General features: G+C 66.3%; 1 protein-coding gene (running past one end of the window). It reads right to left on the minus strand.

The features are described from left to right. Positions 1 to 22,672: the beginning of a non-ribosomal peptide synthase/polyketide synthase gene (locus ACQPYS_RS26030; RefSeq protein WP_433491084.1), read on the minus strand. The gene continues 40,361 nt to the left of window position 1, outside the view; 22,672 of the gene's 63,033 nt are visible here — the first part of the coding sequence; the start codon lies at positions 22,670 to 22,672; its stop codon lies off the left edge, out of view. Positions 22,673 to 22,757 lie beyond the last annotated feature (85 nt).

Genomic DNA, 22,757 nt, shown 5'->3' on the forward strand with positions numbered 1-22,757 from the left:
CGCGCAACGCATCCACGTCCAGGTGACCGGACATCCGCACCGCCAGCGGGATGTTATAGGCCGCGGACCGGTCGTCGAACCGGTTCAGGAACCACATCCGCTGCTGCGCCAACGACAACGGCACCCGCTCCGGACGTTCCCGCCGCGCCAGCACCGGCATACCACCACGACCGGTAGCGGTCTCGGCCGCGGCGGCCAGCGCTGCCACGGTGGAGGCCTCGAACAGCATCCGCACCGGCACCTGCGCGTCCAGTGCCGCGCCGAGGCGGGCCGCGACCTGGGTGGCGATCAGCGAGTTACCGCCGAGAGCGAAGAAGTCGTCATCCGCACCGATCCGCTCGACACCGAGGACCTCGGCGAACACACCGGCGACGATCTCCTCGATCGGGGTCGAGGGGGCGCGGAATTCACGCGTCTCGAACACCGGAGCGGGCAGCGCTTTACGGTCCAGCTTGCCGGAGGTGTTCAACGGGAACGCATCCAACTGCATGACCACGGCCGGAACCATGTACACCGGCAACACATCACGCAGGGAATCCAGCAGCACCGCGGAGACGACCTGCTCCCCCGGAGCCGGCACCACATAGGCGACCAACTGCTCACCCAGATCCGACGCCGCCACCGTCACCACAGCCTGGCTCACCACCGGCCGGGCCAGCAACGCCGACTCGATCTCCCCCAACTCGATCCGCTGACCACGGAACTTCACCTGGAAATCGGTACGACCCAAATACTCCAACACCGGCAGAGACGCCGTACGGCCTTCCACCGAAGCCTCGACCCGGCTCCACCGCACCAGATCACCGGTCCGGTACATCCGCTGACCGGCATCGAACGGGCTCGCCACAAACCGATCCGCTGACAAATCCGGACGAGTCACATAACCACGAGCCAACTGATCACCCGCGAGATACAACTCACCCACCACACCCGCAGGAACCGGCTGGAGACGGGAATCCAACACGTACACACGGCTGTTCCACTGCGGCACACCAATCGGCACACTGCCCGACTCATCACCGGACGCCTGCCAATACGTGATCGACACCGCGGCCTCGGTCGGACCGTAGAGGTTATGCACAGCCGCATCCGAGATCGCATGCATCGCCGCCACCGTCTCCGGCGGCAACGCCTCACCAATCACGAACACATGCTCGAGACTCGGGATAGAACCCGCCGCAGTATGGGCAGCGAACACACCCAGCATCGACGGCACGAAGTCGGTCACCGTCACCCGCTGCTCGGCAATAACCCGCGCCAAGTACTCCGTATCCCGATGACCATCCGGCGTCGCCACCACCAGATGCGCACCCGCAGCCAACGGCAGGAAATAACCCCACAACGACACATCGAACGTCGTCGCGGTCTTCTGCAGGTACACATCGGAGGCATCGAGCGGATATTCCGCCAGCATCCACGCGACCTGATTGCTGATCGCCGAATGCGGAACCGCCACACCCTTCGGACGCCCCGTCGAACCCGACGTGAAAATCACATACGCCGTATTCGACGGCCGCACCGACGACAACCGATCCGCATCGGTCACCTGCGCGCTGTCGTAACCACCGGTCTCGAGAGTGTCCAACTCCAGGACCGGCACACCCGTCCCCTCGGGCACCGCACCGGAATCAGCCGTAGTCGTCAACACACACAACGGCGACGCCGTATCCAGGATGTAGCCGATCCGCTCCACCGGATGCGCCGGATCCAACGGCACATACGCACCACCCGCAGCCACCACCGCATACATACCCACGACGAGATCCAGCGACCGCGACACCAGCAACCCGACAAGGGTCTCCGGACCCACACCCTCGGCGATCAAATGCCGCGCGAGCCGATTCACCCGGCCCGCGAACTCGCCATAGGACAGACTCGTCCCCTCGAACGAGACCGCCACCCGATCCGGATGCGCGGCTGCCGCGGCATTGAACCCATCCAACAACAGTCCCGCGGGTAGCGCATGCTCGGTGGCATTCCACTCCGCCAGCACGCGGTCACGCTCGACCGGCGCCAGGATCTCCAGATCACCGACCGCGGTCTCCGGCGCCTCGACGATCTCCCGCAGCAACCGCACGAACCGATCGACGAACCCTTCCACCGTGGCGTGATCGAACAACGCCGTCGCGTAGGTCAGATAACCCGAAACACCCTGCGGCGCACCGGAATCATCGTAGGTGTCGCCGAGGATCAGGTTCAGGTCGAACTGCGAGATCTCGGTGTCGATATCCACACCCGACACCGTCAGGCCCGGCAGTTCCAGACTCGACTGCGCCAGGTTCTGGAAGATCAGGCTCACCTGGAACAAGGGGTGGCGGGCGGTCGAGCGGGCCGGGTTCAGCACCTCGACCAAGCGCTCGAACGGCACGTCCGCGTGCGCGAACGCCGCGATATCGATCTCCCGCTGCCGGCGGAGCAGATCGGTGAACGCTTCCCCACGCTCCAGCTCGGTCCGGAACACCAGAGTGTTCACGAACATACCGATCAGATCATCGAGAGCCTGCTCGCCACGACCGGCGACCGGCGTTCCGATGGTGATGTCGTCACTGCCCGACAACCGGGACAGCAGCACCGCCAGGGCGGAGTGCACGACCATGAACAGGGTCGCGTTCTGCTGCTGGGCCACCCGCTGCAGACCGGCGTGGATCTCGGCATCGAGGGCGACCTCGACCCGGCTACCCGCAAAGGACTGCACCGCCGGACGCGGCCGGTCCATCGGCAGATCCAGCTGGTCCGGCACACCCGCCAGCGCCGACCGCCAATAGGCGATCTGATCGGCCGCGATCGATCCCGGGTCGGCTTCGTCACCGAGCAGCTCACGCTGCCAGATGCTGTAATCCGCGTACTGCACCGGCAACGGCGCCCACCCCGGGGCATCCCCCGCCGTACGCGCCGAGTAGGCCGTCATCACATCCCGGGTCAACGGAGCGAGCGACGCACCGTCACCGGCAATGTGATGGATCACCAGCGCCAGCACGAATTCATCGGCTGTGCCGTCGACCTGGAACAGCGCCACCCGCAACGGCACCTCGACCGTCACATCGAAACCCGCCGACCCCAACCCGGCCACCGCCGCCACCACATCACCAGCAGCAACCGACCGCACCTCCAGACGCGGTGACGCCTCCGCAGCCGGCAACACCACCTGCACCGGACCCGACTCCGTCTCCGGATACACCGTCCGCAACACCTCATGCCGGCCCACCACATCGGCGACCGCCGCGCGCAACGCGGCGATATCGAGATCGCCCGACAACCGGATCGCCATCGGCAGGTTGTAGGCCGCCGACTGCTGATCGAACCGGTTCAGGAACCACATCCGCTGCTGCGCCAGCGACAACGGCACCCGCTCCGGACGTTCCCGCGCCATCAGCGCCGGCAGATCCCCCCGGCCGGCGGCGGTTTCCGCCGCGGCGGCCAGCGCCGCCACGGTGGAGGCCTCGAACAGCATCCGCACCGGCACCAGCGTGCCCAACGCCGCACCCAAACGCGCCGCGACCTGGGTGGCGATCAGTGAGTTACCACCCAGGGCGAAGAAGTCATCATCCGCACCGATCCGCTCGACACCGAGGACCTCGGCGAACACACCGGCGACGATCTCTTCGATCGGGGTCGAGGGGGCGCGGAACTCGCGGGCCTCGAACACCGGAGCCGGCAGCGCTTTACGGTCCAGCTTGCCGGAGGTGTTCAACGGGAACGCGTCCAACTGCATGACCACGGCCGGGATCATGTAGACCGGCAACACATCACGCAGCGCATCCAACAGCGCACCGGAATCGATCTGTTCGCCGGGTGCGGGCACCACATAGGCGACCAACTGCTCACCCAGATCCGACGCCGCCACCGTCACCACAGCCTGGCTCACCACCGGCCGGCCCAGCAACGCCGACTCGATCTCACCCAGCTCGATCCGCTGACCACGGAACTTCACCTGGAAATCGGTACGACCCAAATACTCCAACACCGGCAGAGACGCCGTACGGCCTTCCACCGAAGCCTCGACCCGGCTCCACCGCACCAGATCACCGGTCCGGTACATCCGCTGACCGGCATCGAACGGGCTCGCCACAAACCTGTCCGCTGACAAATCCGGACGCGTCACATACCCACGAGCCAACTGATCACCCGCGAGATACAACTCACCCACCACACCCGCAGGAACCGGCCGCAACCGCGAATCCAACACATACACACGGGAATTCCACTGCGGCACACCAATCGGCACACTGCCCGACTCATCACCGGTCGCCTGCCAATACGTGATCGACACCGCGGCCTCGGTCGGACCGTAGAGGTTATGCACAGCCGCATCAGAAATCGCGTGCATCGCCGCCACCGTCTCCGGCGGCAACGCCTCACCGATCACGAACACATGCTCGAGACTGCGCAGGGCTTCCGCCGGAGTATGCGCAGCGAACACACCCAACATCGACGGCACGAAATCGGTGACCGTCACCCGCTGCTCGGCGATCGTCCTTGCGAGGTACTCGGTATCCCGATGACCGTCCGGAGTCGCCACCACCAGGTGCGCACCGGCAGCCAGCGGCAGGAAGTAACCCCACAACGACACATCGAACGTCGTCGCCGTCTTCTGCAGGTACACATCCGAGGCATCCAACGGGTATTCCGCCAGCATCCACGCAACCTGATTGCTGATCGCCGAATGCGGAACCGCCACACCCTTCGGACGCCCCGTCGAGCCGGACGTGAAAATCACATACGCCGTATTCGACGGCCGCACCGGCGCACGCCGATCCGCATCGGCCACCACGGAATCGGCGTACCCGGAGACATCCAGGCCATCCAACGCCAGCACCGGGACAGCGGTGTCTTCGGGCACGGCAGCCGAATCACCGGTAGTCGTCAACACACACAGCGGTGCCGCGGTATCGAGAATGTAGCCGATCCGCTCCACCGGATGCGCCGGATCCAGGGGCACATACGCACCACCCGCGGCAACGACGGCATACATACCCACGACGAGATCCAGCGACCGCGACACCAACAACCCGACAAGGGTCTCCGGACCCACACCCTCGGCGATCAAATGCCGCGCGAGCCGATTCACCCGACCCGCGAACTCACCATAGGACAGACTCGTCCCCTCGAACGAAACCGCCACCCGATCCGGATACGCCGCCGCCACCGCATTGAACCCATCCAGCAACAACCCCGCCGGCAGCCGATGCTCGGTGGCATTCCACTCCGCCAGCACCCGAGCACGCTCGGACGTTGCCAGGATCTCCAGATCACCGACAGCGGTTTCGGGAGCGGACACGATCTCGCGCAGCAACCGCGCGAACCGGCCCAGGAAGCCTTCCACCGTGGCGTGATCGAACAGGGCCGTGGCATAGGTCAAATACCCGGCCAGACCCTCCGGTGCCCCGGCAGCGTCATAGGTATCCCCCAGGACCAGGTTCAGATCGAACTGCGAGATCTCGGTATCGGTATCGATACCGGAGACCGTCAGGCCCGGGAGTTCCAGCACCGACTGTGCCAGGTTCTGGAATGTCAGCCCCACCTGGAACAGCGGATGCCGTGCTGTGGACCGCGCCGGGTTGAGTACCTCGACCAGGCGTTCGAACGGCACATCGGCGTGCGCGAACGCCGCGATATCGATTTCCCGCTGCCGGCGGAGCAGATCGGTGAACGCTTCCCCACGATTCAGCTCGGTCCGGAACACCAGCGTGTTCACGAACATACCGACCAGATCGTCCAGCGCCCGTTCACCGCGGCCCGCCACCGGGGTACCGATGGTGATGTCGTCGCTGCCGGACAGCCGGGACAGCAGCACCGCCAGCGCGGAGTGCACGACCATGAACAGGGTCGCGTTCTGCTGCTGGGCGACCCGCTGCAAACCGGCATGGGTTTCCGCGTCGATCGCGAACCGCACGCGACCACCGGCGAAGGTCTGTACCGCCGGGCGCGGCCGATCCGCCGGGAGGTCCAGCTGATCCGGCACTCCGGCCAGCGCGGACTGCCAGTAACCGACCTGCTGTGCCGCGATCGATTCCGGATCGGATTCGTCCCCGAGCAGCTCACGCTGCCAGATGCTGTAATCCGCGTACTGCACCGGCAACGGCGTCCACCCCGGGGCCTCGCCGGTCACCCGTGCCGCATAGGCGGTCATCAGGTCCCGAGTCAACGGGCCCACCGAGGAACCGTCGGCGGCGATGTGGTGCACCACCATCGCCAGCACCCATTCGTCGGGTCCGGTGGTCAGCAGCAGCACCCGTACCGGCGCCTGTTCGGTGACATCGAAGCCGACCGACATGAGTTCGGCGACCCGCGCCACCGGATCGTCCGCGGCGGCGATCTCCATCCCGCCGATCACCTGTGCGGCCGGCAGAACTTCCTGATACGGCAGGTCCCCGGCGCCGAGCGGGTACCGGGTCCGCAATGATTCGTGTCGTTCCAGCACATCCGCGACAGCCGCACGCAGTGCCTCGACATCCAGTGCACCGGTCAACCGGATCGCCACCGGCAGGTTGTAGGCCGCGGACCGTTGGTCGAACCGGTTCAGGAACCACATCCGCTGCTGCGCCAGCGACAACGGCACCCGCTCCGGACGCTCGCGCGGTGCGAGAACGGGCAGGTTTCCGCGGCGCGTGGCGGTTTCCGCCGCGGCGGCCAGCGCGCTGACGGTGGAGGCCTCGAACAGCATCCGCACCGGCACCTGCGTACCCAACGCCGCACCCAACCGCGCCGCGACCTGCGTCGCGATCAGCGAGTTACCGCCGAGAGCGAAGAAATCGTCATCCGCGCCGATCCGCTCGACACCGAGGACCTCGGCGAACACACCGGCAACGATCTCCTCGATCGGAGTCGACGGTGCCCGGAATTCCCGGGTCTCGAACACCGGCGCCGGCAGAGCCTTACGGTCCAGCTTGCCCGAAGTGTTCAAGGGGAACGCATCGAGCTCCATCACCACGGCCGGGACCATGTAGACCGGCAGCACCTCACGCAATGCGTCCAGCAGCGCAGCCGTAACGATCTGTTCGCCGGGGGCGGGCACCACATAGGCGGCCAGCTGCTCACCCAGATCGGACGCCGCCACCGTCACCACAGCCTGGCTCACCACCGGCTGCGCCAGCAACGCCGACTCGATCTCCCCCAACTCGATCCGCTGACCACGGAACTTCACCTGGAAATCGGTACGACCCAAATACTCCAACACCGGCAGAGACGCCGTACGGCCTTCCACCGAAGCCTCGACCCGGCTCCACCGCACCAGATCACCGGTCCGGTACATCCGCTGACCGGCATCGAACGGGCTCGCCACAAACCGATCCGCTGACAAATCCGGACGAGTCACATAACCACGAGCCAACTGATCACCCGCGAGATACAACTCACCCACCACACCCGCAGGAACCGGCCGCAACCGCGAATCCAACACATACACACGGGAATTCCACTGCGGCACACCAATCGGCACACTGCCCGACTCATCACCGGACGCCTGCCAATACGTGATCGACACCGCGGCCTCGGTCGGACCGTAGAGGTTATGCACAGCCGCATCAGAAATCGCATGCATCGCCGCCACCGTCTCCGGCGGCAACGCCTCACCAATCACGAACACATGCTCGAGACTCGGGATAGAACCTGCCCGCGTATGGGCGGCGAATACACCCAACATGGACGGCACGAAGTCGGTCACCGTGACGCTGCGCTCGGCGATCGTCCGCGCCAAGTACTCGGTGTCACGGTGACCGTCCGGCGTCGCCACCACCAGGTGCGCACCGGCAGCCAGCGGCAGGAAGTAACCCCACAGCGACACATCGAACGTGGTCGCGGTCTTCTGCAGGTACACATCCGAGGCATCCAGCGGGTACTCCGCCAGCATCCACGCAACCTGATTGCTGATCGCCGAATGCGGAACAGCTACACCCTTGGGCCGGCCCGTGGACCCGGACGTGAAGATCACGTACGCGGTATTCGACGGCCGCACCGGCGACACCCGATCGATATCGGTAACCGGTGCGGTATCACGATCACTCAGATCGAGGGTGTCCAGTGCCAGCACCGGCACACCCGTCCCCTCGGGCACCGCACCCGCGTCGGCAGTGGTGGTCAGCACGCACAGCGGCGACGCCGTATCGAGGATGTAGCCGATCCGCTCCGCCGGATGCGCCGGATCCAACGGCACATACGCACCACCGGCCGCCACCACGGCATACATACCGACCACGAGATCCAGCGACCGGGAAACCAACAACCCGACGAGAGTCTCCGGCCCCACACCCTCGGCGATCAGATGACGGGCGAGCCGATTCACCCGGCCCGCGAACTCGCCATAGGACAGACTCGTCCCCTCGAACGAAACCGCCACCCGATCCGGATACGCGGCCACCACCGCATTGAACCCATCCAGCAACAACCCCGCCGGCAGCGCATGCTCGGTCGCGTTCCACTCCGCCAGCACCCGAGCGCGCTCGACCGGGGCGAGAACCTCCAGATCACCGACGGCGGTTTCGGGAGCGGACACGATCTCCCGCAGCAGGCGCGCGAACCGATCGACGAAGCCTTCCACCGTGGCGTGATCGAACAACGCCGTGGCATAGGTCAGATAACCCGAAACACCCTGCGGCACACCCGATTCGTCATAGGAATCGCCGAGGATCAGGTTCAGATCGAACTGCGAGATCTCGGCATCGACATCCACACCCGACACCGTCAGGCCCGGCAGTTCCAGACTCGACTGCGCCAGGTTCTGGAACGTCAGCCCCACCTGGAACAACGGGTGCCGCGACTGCGAACGCGCCGGGTTGAGGACCTCCACCAGGCGTTCGAACGGCACGTCCGCGTGCGCGAACGCCGCGATATCGACCTCACGCTGCCGCGACAACAGATCCGCGAACGACTCGCCGCGATCGAGCTCGGTCCGGAACACCAGCGTGTTCACGAACATACCGATCAGATCATCGAGGGCCGCTTCACCGCGGCCTGCGACCGGCGTTCCGATGGTGATGTCCTCGGTTCCGGACAGCCGCGACAGCAGCACCGCCAGCGCGGAGTGCACGACCATGAACAGCGTCGCACCCTGCTGCTGCGCGACCCGCTGCAGACCGGCATGGGTCTCGGCATCGAGGGCGACCTCGACCCGGCTACCCGCAAAGGACTGCACCGCCGGACGCGGCCGGTCCATCGGCAGATCCAGCTGATCCGGCACGCCGGCCAGCGCGGACTGCCAGTAACCGACCTGCTGCGCCGCAATCGATTCCGGATCGGTCTCGTCACCGAGCAGCTCACGCTGCCAGATGCTGTAATCCGCGTACTGCACCGGCAACGGCGCCCATCCCGGGGCATCCCCGGCCGTACGCGCGGCATAAGCGGTCATCAGATCCCGCGTCAGCGGGCCCACCGAGGAACCGTCCCCGGCGATGTGATGGATCACCATCGCCAGCACGAACTCGTCGGCCGTGCCGTCGACCTGGAACAGCGCCACCCGCAACGGCACCTCGGCCGTCACATCGAAACCGGCCGACATCAGGTCGCCGACCCGGGCCACCACATCATCGGTGGACTCGACGGCGAGCCCCCCGGCGATCGCTTCCGCGGCCGGCCGGACCTCCTGATACGGCACGCCGTCCGGACCCGCCGGGTAGCGGGTCCGCAATGTCTCGTGCCGTTCCACCAGATCGGTGACCGCCTGCCGCAGCGCGTCCACATCGAGATCGCCCGACAAACGGATCGCCAACGGGAAGTTGTAAGCCGCCGACTCCGGATCGAAACGGTTCAGGAACCACATCCGCTGCTGTGCCAACGACAACGGCACGAACTCCGGACGCGACTGCGGCACCAAGGCACTACGCCCACCCGAACCCGCGTGCCGCTCCACCCGAACCGCCAGCCCGGCCACCGTAGACGCCTCGAACAGAGCCCGCACCGGCACCGTCGTGTTCAACGCCTTACCCAACCGCGCCGCGACCTGCGTCGCGACCAACGAGTTACCACCGAGAGCGAAGAAATCATCCTCCGCACCCACCCGATCCACACCGAGAACCTCGGCGAACACACCGGCAACGATCTCCTCGATCGGAGTCGACGGCGCCCGGAACTCCCGCGCCTCGAACACCGGCTCGGGCAACGCCTTACGATCCAGCTTCCCGTTGACATTCAACGGCAACGCATCCAACTCCACGAACACCGACGGCACCATGTACGACGGCAACCGCTGCCCGAGTTCGGACTGCATACGCCCAGCATCCAGACCCGCTCCACCGCCGGACACCACATACCCGACCAACCGATCCCCGGTCCGCGGATCCGTGGCGACCAGCACCGCGGCCTGCGCGACCTCGGGCAACGCCAACAACGCCGCCTCGATCTCCCCCAGCTCGATCCGGAAACCACGAACCTTCACCTGGAAATCGGACCGACCCACATAATCCAGCTCACCCGCCGCAGTCCAGCGAGCCACGTCACCGGTGCGATACATCCGCTGCCCCACCACGAACGGATCCGCCACGAACCGATCCGCACTCAGATCCGGCCGCCCGAAATACCCATCCGCCAACTGCACACCCGCCAGATACAACTCACCCGCGACACCATCGGGCACCGGCCGCAACCGCGAATCCAACACATACACACGCGAATTCCACTGCGGCACACCGATCGGCACCGAACCCTGATCGGCCTCGGTCACCTCATGCGTGGTGATCGACACCGCCGCCTCGGTCGGACCATACAAGTTGAACAACCGGACACCCGCGAACTCGGCAAGCACCTTGCGCGCCGTCGCCGCCGGCAGCGCCTCACCGATAGCCAACACCCGCCGCAACGAGCCCGGCAAGCCTTCACCCGTGCTCAACAACGCATCCAACATCGACGGAACAACCGCCAATGTAGTCACCCGTTCCCGAGCCATCAGCTCATTCAGATACAACGGATCCCGATGCCCATCGGCCTCCGCGATCACCAACCGACCACCGGACACCGCCGCCGACCAGAACTCCCACACCGACAAATCGAACGTCGCCGCGGTCTTCAACAACACCGCATCCGTCGCGCCCAACCCGAACTCGGCGACGAGATAACGCAACTGGTTCACAACCGCCGCATGCGGAACCGCCACACCCTTCGGACGACCCGTCGAACCCGACGTGAAAATCACATAAGCGGTATTCGACGGCCGCAACGGCGCCACACGCTCGACATCAGACACCGGCGCCGCGTCGAAATCGCCGAGATCGAGAGTGTCCACGGCCACCGACGGGACACCGGCGAGGAGACTGTCGCCATCGGCGCCGCTGGTCAGCACACACACCGGTGCCGCGGTATCGAGGATGTAACCGGTTCGCTCCGCAGGCTGATCCGGATCCACCGGAACATACACACCACCGGCAGTGGCGACCGCATACATCGCAACCACCAAATCCACCGACCGCCGCAACCCCAGCACAACCCGATCCTGCGGACCCACACCCACCGAAATCAGATACCGCGCCAACCGATTGACCCGAGCACCCAACTCCGCATAGGTGACCGCGGAACCATCGGCAGCAACCAACGCGACCGCATCCGGCGTGGCCGCGACCGACGCATCCAACAGCGACACCAGGGTCGCCGCCGAATCCAGTTCCCGAACAGTGTCGTTACGGGCCGCCAGCGCCGTCCGTTCGGCCGGAGCCAGAATCTCCAGCTGCCCGACCGCGGTATCCGGTGCCGCGACGATCTCACTCAGCAACCGGATGAACCGACCAACGAATTCCTGCGCAGTGGCGTGGTCGAAAAGATCGGTGGCATAGGTCAGATGGCCGCGCACGCCCTGCGGGGCACCGTCGCGGTCGTAGTCGTCCGCGACGATCAGATGCAGGTCGAACTGGGAGATCCCGGTGTCGACCTCCATTCCGGAGACCGTCAGGCCCGGCAGTTCCAGCAGCGCCTGGGCCAGGTTCTGGAACGAGAAACCGACCTGGAACAACGGATGCCGTGCCGTGGATCGCGCCGGGTTGAGCACCTCGACCAGCCGCTCGAACGGCACATCTGCGTGCGCGAACGCCGCGATATCGACCTCACGCTGCCGCGACAACAGATCCGCGAACGACTCGCCGCGATCGAGCTCGGTCCGGAACACCAGGGTGTTCACGAACATACCGATCAGATCGTCGAGAGCCTGCTCGCCACGACCCGCCACCGGCGTTCCGATGGTGATGTCCTCGGTTCCGGACAGCCGCGAGAGCAGCACCGCCAGGGCGGAGTGCATGACCATGAACAGGGTCGCGTTCTGCTGCCGAGCGACCCGCTGCAAACCGGCATGGGTCTCGGCATCGATAGCGACCTCGACCCGGCCACCGGTGAACGACTGTGCGGCCGGGCGCGGCCGATCCGCCGGCAGATCCAGCTGGTCGGGTATACCGGCCAGCGTCGACTGCCAGTATCCGACCTGCTGCGCCGCCAGCGACTCCGGATCGGATTCGTCGCCGAGCAGTTCGCGCTGCCAGATGCTGTAGTCGGCGTACTGCACGGGCAGCGGCGCCCACCGGGGCACCTCGCCGGCGACCCGAGCGGCGTAGGCGGTCATCAGGTCCCGGGTCAAGGGCCCGGCCGACGAACCGTCACCGGCGATGTGGTGGACCACCATCGCCAGCACGAACTCACCGGAGACGGCCTCGCCGGTGGCCGCGGAAGTCGCGCCCACCTCGAACAACGCCATCCGCAACGGCACATCGGCCGTGACATCGAAGGTCGCCGAAGCCAACTCCGTCACCGCCGCCACCACATCCGCGGCGGCGACCGCGCGGACCTGGAGTCGCGGCGTCGCCTCCGCGGACGGAAGGACGACCTGCACCGGACCGGAATCGGTCTCCGGGTACACCGTGCGCAACACCTCGTGCCGGCCCACCACATCGGCGACCGCCGCGCGCAACGCGGCGATATCGAGATCGCCCGACAGCCGGATCGCCATCGGCAGGTTGTAGGCCGCCGACTGCTGATCGAAACGGTTCAGGAACCACATCCGCTGCTGCGCCAGCGACAACGGCACCCGCTCCGGACGTTCCCGCGGCATCAGCGCCGGCAGATCCCCCCGGCCGGCGGCGGTTTCCGCCGCGGCGGCCAGCGCCGCCACGGTGGAGGCCTCGAACAGCATCCGCACCGGCACCTGGGTACCCAACGCCGCACCCAAACGCGCCGCCACCTGCGTCGCGATCAGCGAGTTACCACCCAGGGCGAAGAAATCGTCGTCTACACCGACCCGCTGTACACCGAGGACCTCGGCGAACACGCCCGCCACGATCTCCTCGATCGGGGTAGACGGGGCGCGGAATTCACGGGCCTCGAACACCGGAGCGGGCAGCGCTTTACGGTCCAGCTTGCCGGAGGTGTTCAACGGGAACGCATCCAACTGCATGACCACGGCCGGGATCATGTACACCGGCAACACATCACGCAGGGCTTCGAGCAACGCTCCGGAATCGATCTGCGCACCGGGCGCCGCAACGACATAGGCGGCCAGCTGCTCACCCAGATCAGAGGCGGCAACGGTCACCACAGCCTGGCTCACCACCGGCTGCGCCAGCAACGCCGACTCGATCTCCCCCAACTCGATCCGCTGACCACGGAACTTCACCTGGAAATCGGTACGACCCAAATACTCCAACACCGGCAGAGACTCCGTACGGCCTTCCACCGAAGCCTCGACCCGGCTCCACCGCACCAGGTCACCGGTCCGATACATCCGCTCCGCGGGATCGAACGGGCTCGCCACAAACCTGTCCGCCGACAAATCCGGACGAGTCACATAACCACGAGCCAACTGATCACCCGCGAGATACAACTCACCCACCACACCCGCAGGAACCGGCTGGAGACGGGAATCCAACACGTACACACGGCTGTTCCACTGCGGCACACCGATCGGCACACTGCCCGACTCATCACCGGACGCCTGCCAATACGTGATCGACACCGCAGCCTCGGTCGGACCATACAAGTTATGCACAGCCGCATCAGAAATCGCGTGCATCGCCGCCACCGTCTCCGGCGGCAACGCCTCACCAATCACGAACACATGCTCGAGCGACGGAATCGAACCCGCCGCAGTATGGGCAGCGAACACACCCAGCATCGACGGCACGAAATCGGTCACCGTCACCCGCTGCTCGGCAATAACCCGCGCCAGGTACTCGGTATCCCGGTGACCGTCCGGAGTCGCCACCACCAGGTGCGCACCGGCAGCCAACGGCAGGAAATAACCCCACAACGACACATCGAACGTCGTCGCGGTCTTCTGCAAATACACATCCGAGGCACCCAACGGATATTCCGCCAGCATCCACGCGACCTGATTACTGATCGCCGAATGCGGAACCGCCACACCCTTCGGACGCCCCGTCGAACCCGACGTGAAAATCACATACGCCGTATTCGACGGCCGCACCGACGACAACCGATCCGCATCGGTCACCTGCGCGCTGTCGTAACCACCGGTCTCGAGAGTGTCCAACTCCAGGACCGGCACACCCGTCCCCTCGGGCACCGCACCGGAATCAGCCGTAGTCGTCAACACACACAACGGCGACGCCGTATCCAGGATGTAGCCGATCCGCTCCACCGGATGCGCCGGATCCAACGGCACATACGCACCACCCGCAGCCACCACCGCATACATACCGACCACGAGATCCAGCGACCGCGACACCAACAACCCCACAAGGGTCTCCGGCCCGACACCCTGCGCGATCAGATGCCGCGCGAGCCGATTCACCCGACCCGCGAACTCGCCATAGGACAGACCTGTCCCCTCGAACGAGACCGCCACCCGATCCGGATGCGCGGCTGCCGCGGCATTGAACCCATCCAGCAACAACCCCGCCGGAAGCGCATGCTCGGTCGCATTCCACTCCGCCAGCACCAGAGCGCGCTCGGACGCCGCCAGGATTTCCAGATCACCGACCGCGGTCCCCGGCGCCTCGACGACCTCGCGCAGCAACCGCGCGAACCGGTCCGCGAAACCTTCCACCGTGGCGTGATCGAACAGATCCCGGGAGTACGAGAGTTCGCCGAGCATACCGGCGTCGGTGTCCTCGCCCATGCCGCGGAGATTGAGCGAGAGATCGAACTTCTCCAGGCCCGTCTCGAAATCGACCGGAGCCACCCGCAGGTCCGGCAATTCGAAATGCCGGTCCGGCAGGTTCTCGAACGACAACGCGACCTGGAAGATCGGATGCCGCGCCTGCGAACGTGCCGGGTTCAGCACCTCCACCAGGCGTTCGAACGGTACATCGGCGTGCGCGAACGCCTGCAGATCGGTATTCCGGACCTCGGCCAGCAGTTCGGCGAAGGTCATCCCGCTGCGGACCTGGGTTCGCAACACCAGGGTGTTGACGAACATGCCGACCAGGTTCTCCAGCGCGGCATCACCACGACCGGCCACCGGAGTACCGACGGCGATATCGGATTCCCCGGTCATGCGCGCGAGCAGTACGGCCAGCGCACTGTGCACGACCATGAACGGTGAGGCATTGTGCCGGCGGCCCAGTTCCACCACCCGGCGCCGCAGCTCCGGGCCGATCACGAACGAATGGACGCCACCCTGGAAGGAGGACACCGCCGGGCGCGGCCGGTCGGCGGGCAGTACCAGCTCGTCGGGCAGCCCGGCCAGTTCCTGTTTCCAGTACCGGACCTGGCCGGAGATCAGCGAATCGGGATCGTCCTCCGAACCCAGCACTTCGCGCTGCCACAACGCGTAGTCCGCGTACTGCACCGAGAGGTTCACCCACGCCGGGGGCTCCCAGCTGATGCGGGCCGCGTAGGCGGCCATCACATCCCGGGCCAACGGTCCCATCGACCAGCCGTCGGCGGAGATATGGTGCACGACCATACCGAGGACGTACTCGGTCTCGTCGATCTCGAAGAGCCGGGCGTGCAGAGGCACCTCGACGGTGACATCGAAGGCCATTGTCGCCAGATCGATCAGATGATCGATCAGCTTGTCCTCGCGGATCCGGAACGGGGTCAGGTCCGGAACCACCTGGGCAGCGTCCAAGATCACCTGGACGGGTGCGCGGCCGGTATCCGGGAATACGGTCCGCAACGATTCGTGCCGGTCGATCACATCGATGAAGGCCACCTGTAGGGCGGCCACATCGAGATCACCGGACATCCGGATCGCGATCGGGATGTTGTTGACCGCCGATTCGGTGTCGTACCGGTTGAGGAACCACATCCGCTGCTGCGCCAGCGACAGCGGGATCTCCTCCTGGCGGCTGCGCGCCACCAGCGCCTGACGCGCACCCTCACCGACATGCGACTCGATCCGCGTGGCCAGCGCCATCACGGTCGAGGCCTCGAACAGGGTGCGCACCGGGACGCGGGTATCGAGCGCGGCGCCGAGCCGCGCGGCGACCTGGGTCGCGATCAGCGAGTTACCGCCCAGCTCGAAGAAATCGTCGTCGATACCAACCCGTTCGACGCCGAGTACCTCGGCGAAGATCCCGGCCACGATCTCCTCGATGGGGGTGACCGGGGCCCGGAAGGTATGCGACCGGAACTGCGGTACGGGCAGCGCCCGGCGATCCAGTTTCCCGGCCGGGGTCAGCGGGATCTCGTCGAGCACCATGATCGACGAGGGCACCATGTAGGCGGGCAACCGCTCCTGGACGTGCGCGGCCAGAGCGGAGGTGTCGACCGACTCCCCCGAGGCCGGAACGACATAGGATGCCAGCGACATCGCGCCGGAGACACTCTCGTGTCCCACGGTCACCGCGAAATCGACGGTGTCGTGCGAGGTGAGCGCGGAATCGATCTCGCCGAGCTCGATCCGGAAACCGCGAACCTTCACCTGGAAGTCGTTACGGCCCACATATTCCACGACCAGCGAACCGGTACGGTCCCGCCGCCAGCGCACCACGTCGCCGGTGCGGTACAGGCGGTCGCCGGGCTCGCCGTACGGGTCGGCGACGAATCGACCGGCGGTCAGCGCGGGCCGGGCGTGGTAGCCGCGGGCCAGCTGGATACCACCGACATACAGCTCACCGGTGACACCTTCCGGTACCGGGTTCAACCGGCCGTCCAGCACCAGTGCCCGCATACCGCGCACCGGGCCACCGATGGTGACCGGATCACCGGGACGCAGTCGGTCACTGATATTCGTCGCGACGGTGGCCTCGGTGGGGCCGTAGGCATTGAAGAGGGAACGGTCCGAGGTCGCCGCCCAGCGGGCGGCCAGTTCCGGCTGGACCGCCTCGCCACCGGTGATGACGACCCGCACGTCCGACATCGCGTCGAGATCGAGTGAGGCGAGTACCGACGGGGTCAGGAAGGCATGGGTCACCCCGGTGGTCTCGATGAGATCGGCCAGTTCCGCACCGCCGAACATCATCTGCGGCACGATGACCAGGGTGCCGCCCGCGCCGACGGCCAGCAACAGTTCCAGCACCGAGGCGTCGAACGACGGGGAGGCGAAAGCCAGTGCCCGGGTGGACGGGTCCAGGCCGAAACGCTGCACCTGTTCGGTGCTGAAGTTGTGCAGACCCGCGTGGGTGACCGCGACACCCTTCGGTACACCGGTCGACCCCGAGGTGTAGATCATGTACGCCGTATTCGCGGTGCGCAGCGGTGCGCGCCGATCGGCGTCGGTGATCGGCGCCGCCGAACTGGCCATGATCTCGGCGGCGAATTCCGGATCGTCCAGGTCGATCCAGCCGCCGGCCAATTCGGGCAGATCGGGGAGTTCGGCTTCCTCGGTGATACCCAGGGCCACACCGGAATCGGTGACCATATGGATGATCCGGTCGGCCGGGTAGGTCGGATCGATGGGGACCAGCACGGCACCGGATTTGGCGATGGCCCACAGGGCCAGCTGGTAACTCCAGGACCGGCTCAGTGCCAGGGCGATCGTGAGTTCCGGTCCGGCGCCCCGCTCGATGAGGACCCGGGCCAGCTGGTTCGACGCGGTATCGAGTTCGGCGTAGGTGTGCGACTCGTAGTCGGCGATCACCGCGATACCGTCGGGATCGGTCTGTGCCGCGACGTTCAGCAGTTCCGGCAGTGTCCGGGGCGTTTCGGCCGGGCCACCGCTGCGGGTGGTGAGCTCGGCGCGCTCGGCATCGTCCATGATCTCGATCTGCTCGAGCCGGATCTGCGGCTCGGTGACGATCACGGACAGCAGGCGCTGCCAGCGGGTCACGAAGGAGCGGACGGTGGACTCGTCGAACAGGTCGGTGGCATAGGAGAGCACCAGGTCCATACCGGTCGGCTCACCGTGGGTGCCGCGCTTCTCGGTGACCGTCCAGACCAGGTCGAATTTGGCGATATCGAGTTCGATCTCGGCCGCGTCGACCGACAGTCCGGGTATCTCCAGGGCCGCGTGCGAAAGCTCCTGCAACGAGAGCATCACCTGCACCAGCGGATGCGCGGCCTGCGAACGCGACGGGTTCACCAGTTCCGCGATCCGCTCGAACGGCACATCCGCGTTCGCGAATGCCGCGAGGTCCCGTTTACGGGTATCGGACAGCAGATCGGTGAACGTCTGTCCGCCGTCCACCTCGGAGCGCAACACCAGGGTATTGACGAACATACCGATCAGGTCGTCGAGGGCGGCCTCACCGCGGCCGGCGACGGGTGTGCCCACACCGATATCGGTGCTGCCCGACAGTCGGGCCAGCAGCACCGCCAGCGACGCGTGCAAGACCATGAACAGGGTGGCGCCCTGTTCCCGGGCCAGCGTGTCCAGCCGGGCGTGCATCTCCGCGTCGATATCGAGGGAGACCCGGCCGCCGCGGAAACTCTGCATCGGGGGCCGCGGCCGGTCGGTGGGCAGTCCCAGCTGGTCGGGCAGGCCCGCCAAATGCTCCCGGTGATAGGCGATCTGGCGGGCGGCGATGGATTCCGGATCCGATTCCGAACCCAGCATCTCGCGCTGCCAGATGCTGTAGTCGAGGTACTGCACCGGCAGTGCGGGCAGTTCCGGGACCGAGCCGGCCGCCCGCGCCAGGTACGCGGCGGCGAATTCGCGCGACAGCGGTCCCATGGACCAGCCGTCCGCGGCGATATGGTGCAGTACGAAGGCGACGGCGTATTCCGGGTGCCCGTTGGCGCGACCACCCGAGACCTCGTAGATCCGCCAGCGGAACGGCAGTTCGTGGGTCACATCGAAACCGATGGCCGCGAATTCGGCCAGCACGGCGGGCAGTTCCGCCACATCGATCGACTCCACCGGAGCATCGGTTTCGAGCTGATCGATCGGCAGCACCAGCTGGTAGCCGCCGTCCTCGGATTCGGGGTAGATGGTCCGCAGCGACTGCTGGCGGGCCATCACATCGTTGAGAGCGGCCTGTAGTGCCGCCAGGTTCACCCGGCCGTGCATGCGGATCACGAACGGCACGTTGTAGGCCGGGATGGTGGGATCGAACTGGTTGATGTACCAGAGACGTTGCTGCGCCAGCGAAAGCGGCACCCGCTCCACGACCTCGCCCGTGGGGAGGACCTGGCTGGGACGCGGTTGCGGGACCAGCGGCAGTCGGGTACCCGTCTCGTGCTGCGTATCGACGTGCACCGCCAACGCCGCCACCGTGGGTGCCTCGAACAGCATTCGCACCGGCACCCGGGTATCCAGCGCCGCACCGAGGCGGGCCGCGGCCTGCGTCGCGACCAGCGAGTTACCGCCGAGAGCGAAGAAATCGTCATCGGCGCCGATCCGCTCGACACCGAGAACCTCGGCGAAGACCCGCGCCACTATCTCTTCGACCGGGGTCGACGGCGCCCGGAACTCCCGGGCCTCGAATACCGGCGCGGGCAGCGCTTTACGGTCCAGCTTGCCGGAGGTGTTCAGCGGGAACGCGTCCAGTTGTACGACCGCGGCCGGAATCATATAGACCGGCAACACCTCACGCAGCGAGCTCAGCAGCGCGGCGGAATCGACCTGCGCACCGGGCGCCGGAACGACATAGGCGACCAGCTGTTCGCCGAGATCGGAGGCAGCGACGGTCACCACGGCCTGGCTGACCACCGGCCGGGCCAGCAGCGCCGACTCGATTTCCCCGAGTTCGATCCGCTGACCACGGAACTTCACCTGGAAATCGGTACGACCCAGGTATTCCAGTACCGGCAGGCTCTCGCTGTGCGCATCGACGGTGACGTAATTCCACCGCACCAGGTCGCCGGTGCGGTACATCCGCCGACCGGCGTCGAATGGGCTGGCCACGAAACGATCGGCCGACAGATCCGGACGGGACACATAGCCGCGAGCCAGCTGATCACCCGCGAGATAGAGTTCACCCACCACACCGGGGGGCACCGGCCGCAACCGCGAATCCAGTACGTAGACCCGGCTGTTCCACTCCGGCACGCCGATCGGCACACTGCCGGTCTCCGCACCCGTGGCCTGCCAGTACGTGATCGAGACCGCGGCTTCGGTCGGACCGTAGAGGTTGTGCACGGTCGCATCGGAAATCGCGTGCATCGCCGTCACGGTCTCCGGCGGCAACGCCTCACCGATGACGAATACATGCTCGAGCGACGGAATCGACCCCGCCCCGGTATGCGTGGCGAACACACCCAGCATCGACGGAACGAAGTCCGTCACCGTGACGTTCTGCTCGGCGATCGTCCGCGCGAGATATTCGGTGTCCCGGTGACCGTCCGGGGACGCGACCACCAGCCGCGCACCCGCCGCCGACGGCAGGAAGTAGCCCCACAGTGATACATCGAACGTCGTCGCGGTCTTCTGCAGATACGCGTCCGAGGAACCCATCGGATACTGCGCCAGCATCCACGCGACCTGGTTCACGATCGCCGAATGCGAGACGGCCACGCCCTTGGGACGACCCGTGGAACCAGATGTGAAGATCACATAAGCCAGATTCGACGCATGCAACGGCGCCCGCCGATCGGCATCGGAAAGCGCTGTATCCGCGTACCCCGACAGATCGATCTCGTCGACCACCACCACCGGACAGTGCGCCGTATCGAACGCATCCGCGCTACTCGTCAGGACACACAGCGGTGCGGCGGTATCGAGCACATAGTCGATGCGCTCGGCCGGATGATCCAGATCCAGCGGCACATACGCACCGCCCGCGGTGACGACCGCGTGGATCGCCACCACCAGCTCGGCCGACCGGCGCATCGCGATCGCCACCGGCGTTTCCGGGCCCACCCCGGCTTCGACCAGATGGCGCGCCAGCCGATTGACCCGGCCCGCGAATTCGGTATAGGTGAGCGTCCGGTCCTCGGCGACAACGGCGATCGCGTCGGGTGTACGCGCCGCCTGTTCGGCGAGCAGGTCGGGCAGGGTGGCATTCGGTACCGCCCGCGCCGAATCGTTCCACTCCACCAGGGTCCGGGTGCGCTCGGCCGCGGTGGGTAGATCCAGCTCCCACACCGCCGTATCGGTTCCGGCGGCGACGAAACGGTCGAAGAAGTCCAGGAAACGCGTGTGGTGCCGGTCCGCCTCGGCAGTCGTGTAGAGATTGGGATTGAACTCGAAGTCGAGATTCAGCCGGGTGCCGCGCATCGACTGATAGAGGTTGACACTGAGATCGTTGATGATGCCGGTGGTCAACACCTGCAGGGTGCCGACCGTTTCACCGAGGACGATCTCGTCGTCGAACAGCATGATGTTGACCAGCGGACCGAACGTTGTCGTGCTCGCGCCCGCGTCGCGGCGGATGTCCTCGCTCCGATAGCGCTGGTGGCGCAGGGCTCCGGCCACTTCCAGCTGGACCTGCCGCAGCAGCTCCGCCACCGTGGTGCCGTATCCGACGCGCAGCCGCAGCGGCACGATATTCGACATCACGCCGGCCGAGCGGCGCATGGCCGCCGTGACCCGCGCGGTGACGGGCAGACTCAGGATCACTTCGTCGGTGCCGTTGACCTGAGCCAGGTAGGCGGCGAACGCGGCCAGCAGTTCCTGGGCTGAGGTGGAATCACGCCGGGCGAGGGCCGCGTCCAGCGCGGCCTGCCGGTCATCGGTGAATGCCGCGCGCCGCACTCCCTTGCGTGCCGCCGGCGGAGCCGTCCGGCCGGTGAGACCGTTGCCCGCTTCGAGTCCCGTGACGCGTTCGGCCCAGTACTCCTTGTCCGCCTCGAACCGGGCACTGCCGCGATAGGCGATTTCCTGCTCGTACAGCGTGCCCAGCGTCGCGGCCTTGGCCGGCGCCGGCTCGGTTCCGTTGCGATAGGCCGTGTACAGCTCGGCGACCCGGTTCACCGCGGTCATCGCGCCGAGACCGTCGATCGCGATGTGATGGACGCGCGAGTACCAGTACCAGTGTTCGTCGCCCAGCTGCAGAGCGTAGAAGACGGCCAGCCGATCCCGGGTCGGATCCAGGGGACGGCTGTACTCGGTCTGCATCCACTCCTGGGCGGCGGCGGCCGGATCGTCGGCGTCGCGCAGATCGATATAGCCGACCCGCTCGTGGTCGGCGATCGAATAGTCCACCCACTGCCACGGCTCGCCGTCGCGTTCGACGATGCGCAGGAAGGAGGAACGCATCTCGAAGGAGGCGGCGACAACGGCCCGGCTCAGGGTGTCGACATCGAGTTCACCGCGCAACTCGGCGTACTGCGCGATATTGATCGGAACCTGCGGGTCCAGGTACTGCGCATACCAGATGCCCAGCTGCGCGGGCGACAGCGGGAACAGGCTCCCGTCCGTGGCTGCTGCGCCACTGTCCGTACCGTTCCCGCCGTTGTCCAGCCGGTCCAACCGTAACCTCACTTCCGGAACGCACGCGTGCGCTTCCCGTCAACACCCGGATTGCGACGCGCACCGCCGACAGCGCGGCAACCGCGGTTCCAGGCCC

Origin of the sequence: Nocardia grenadensis, from assembly GCF_050942415.1 — a bacterium.
Lineage (GTDB): Bacteria > Actinomycetota > Actinomycetes > Mycobacteriales > Mycobacteriaceae > Nocardia > Nocardia grenadensis.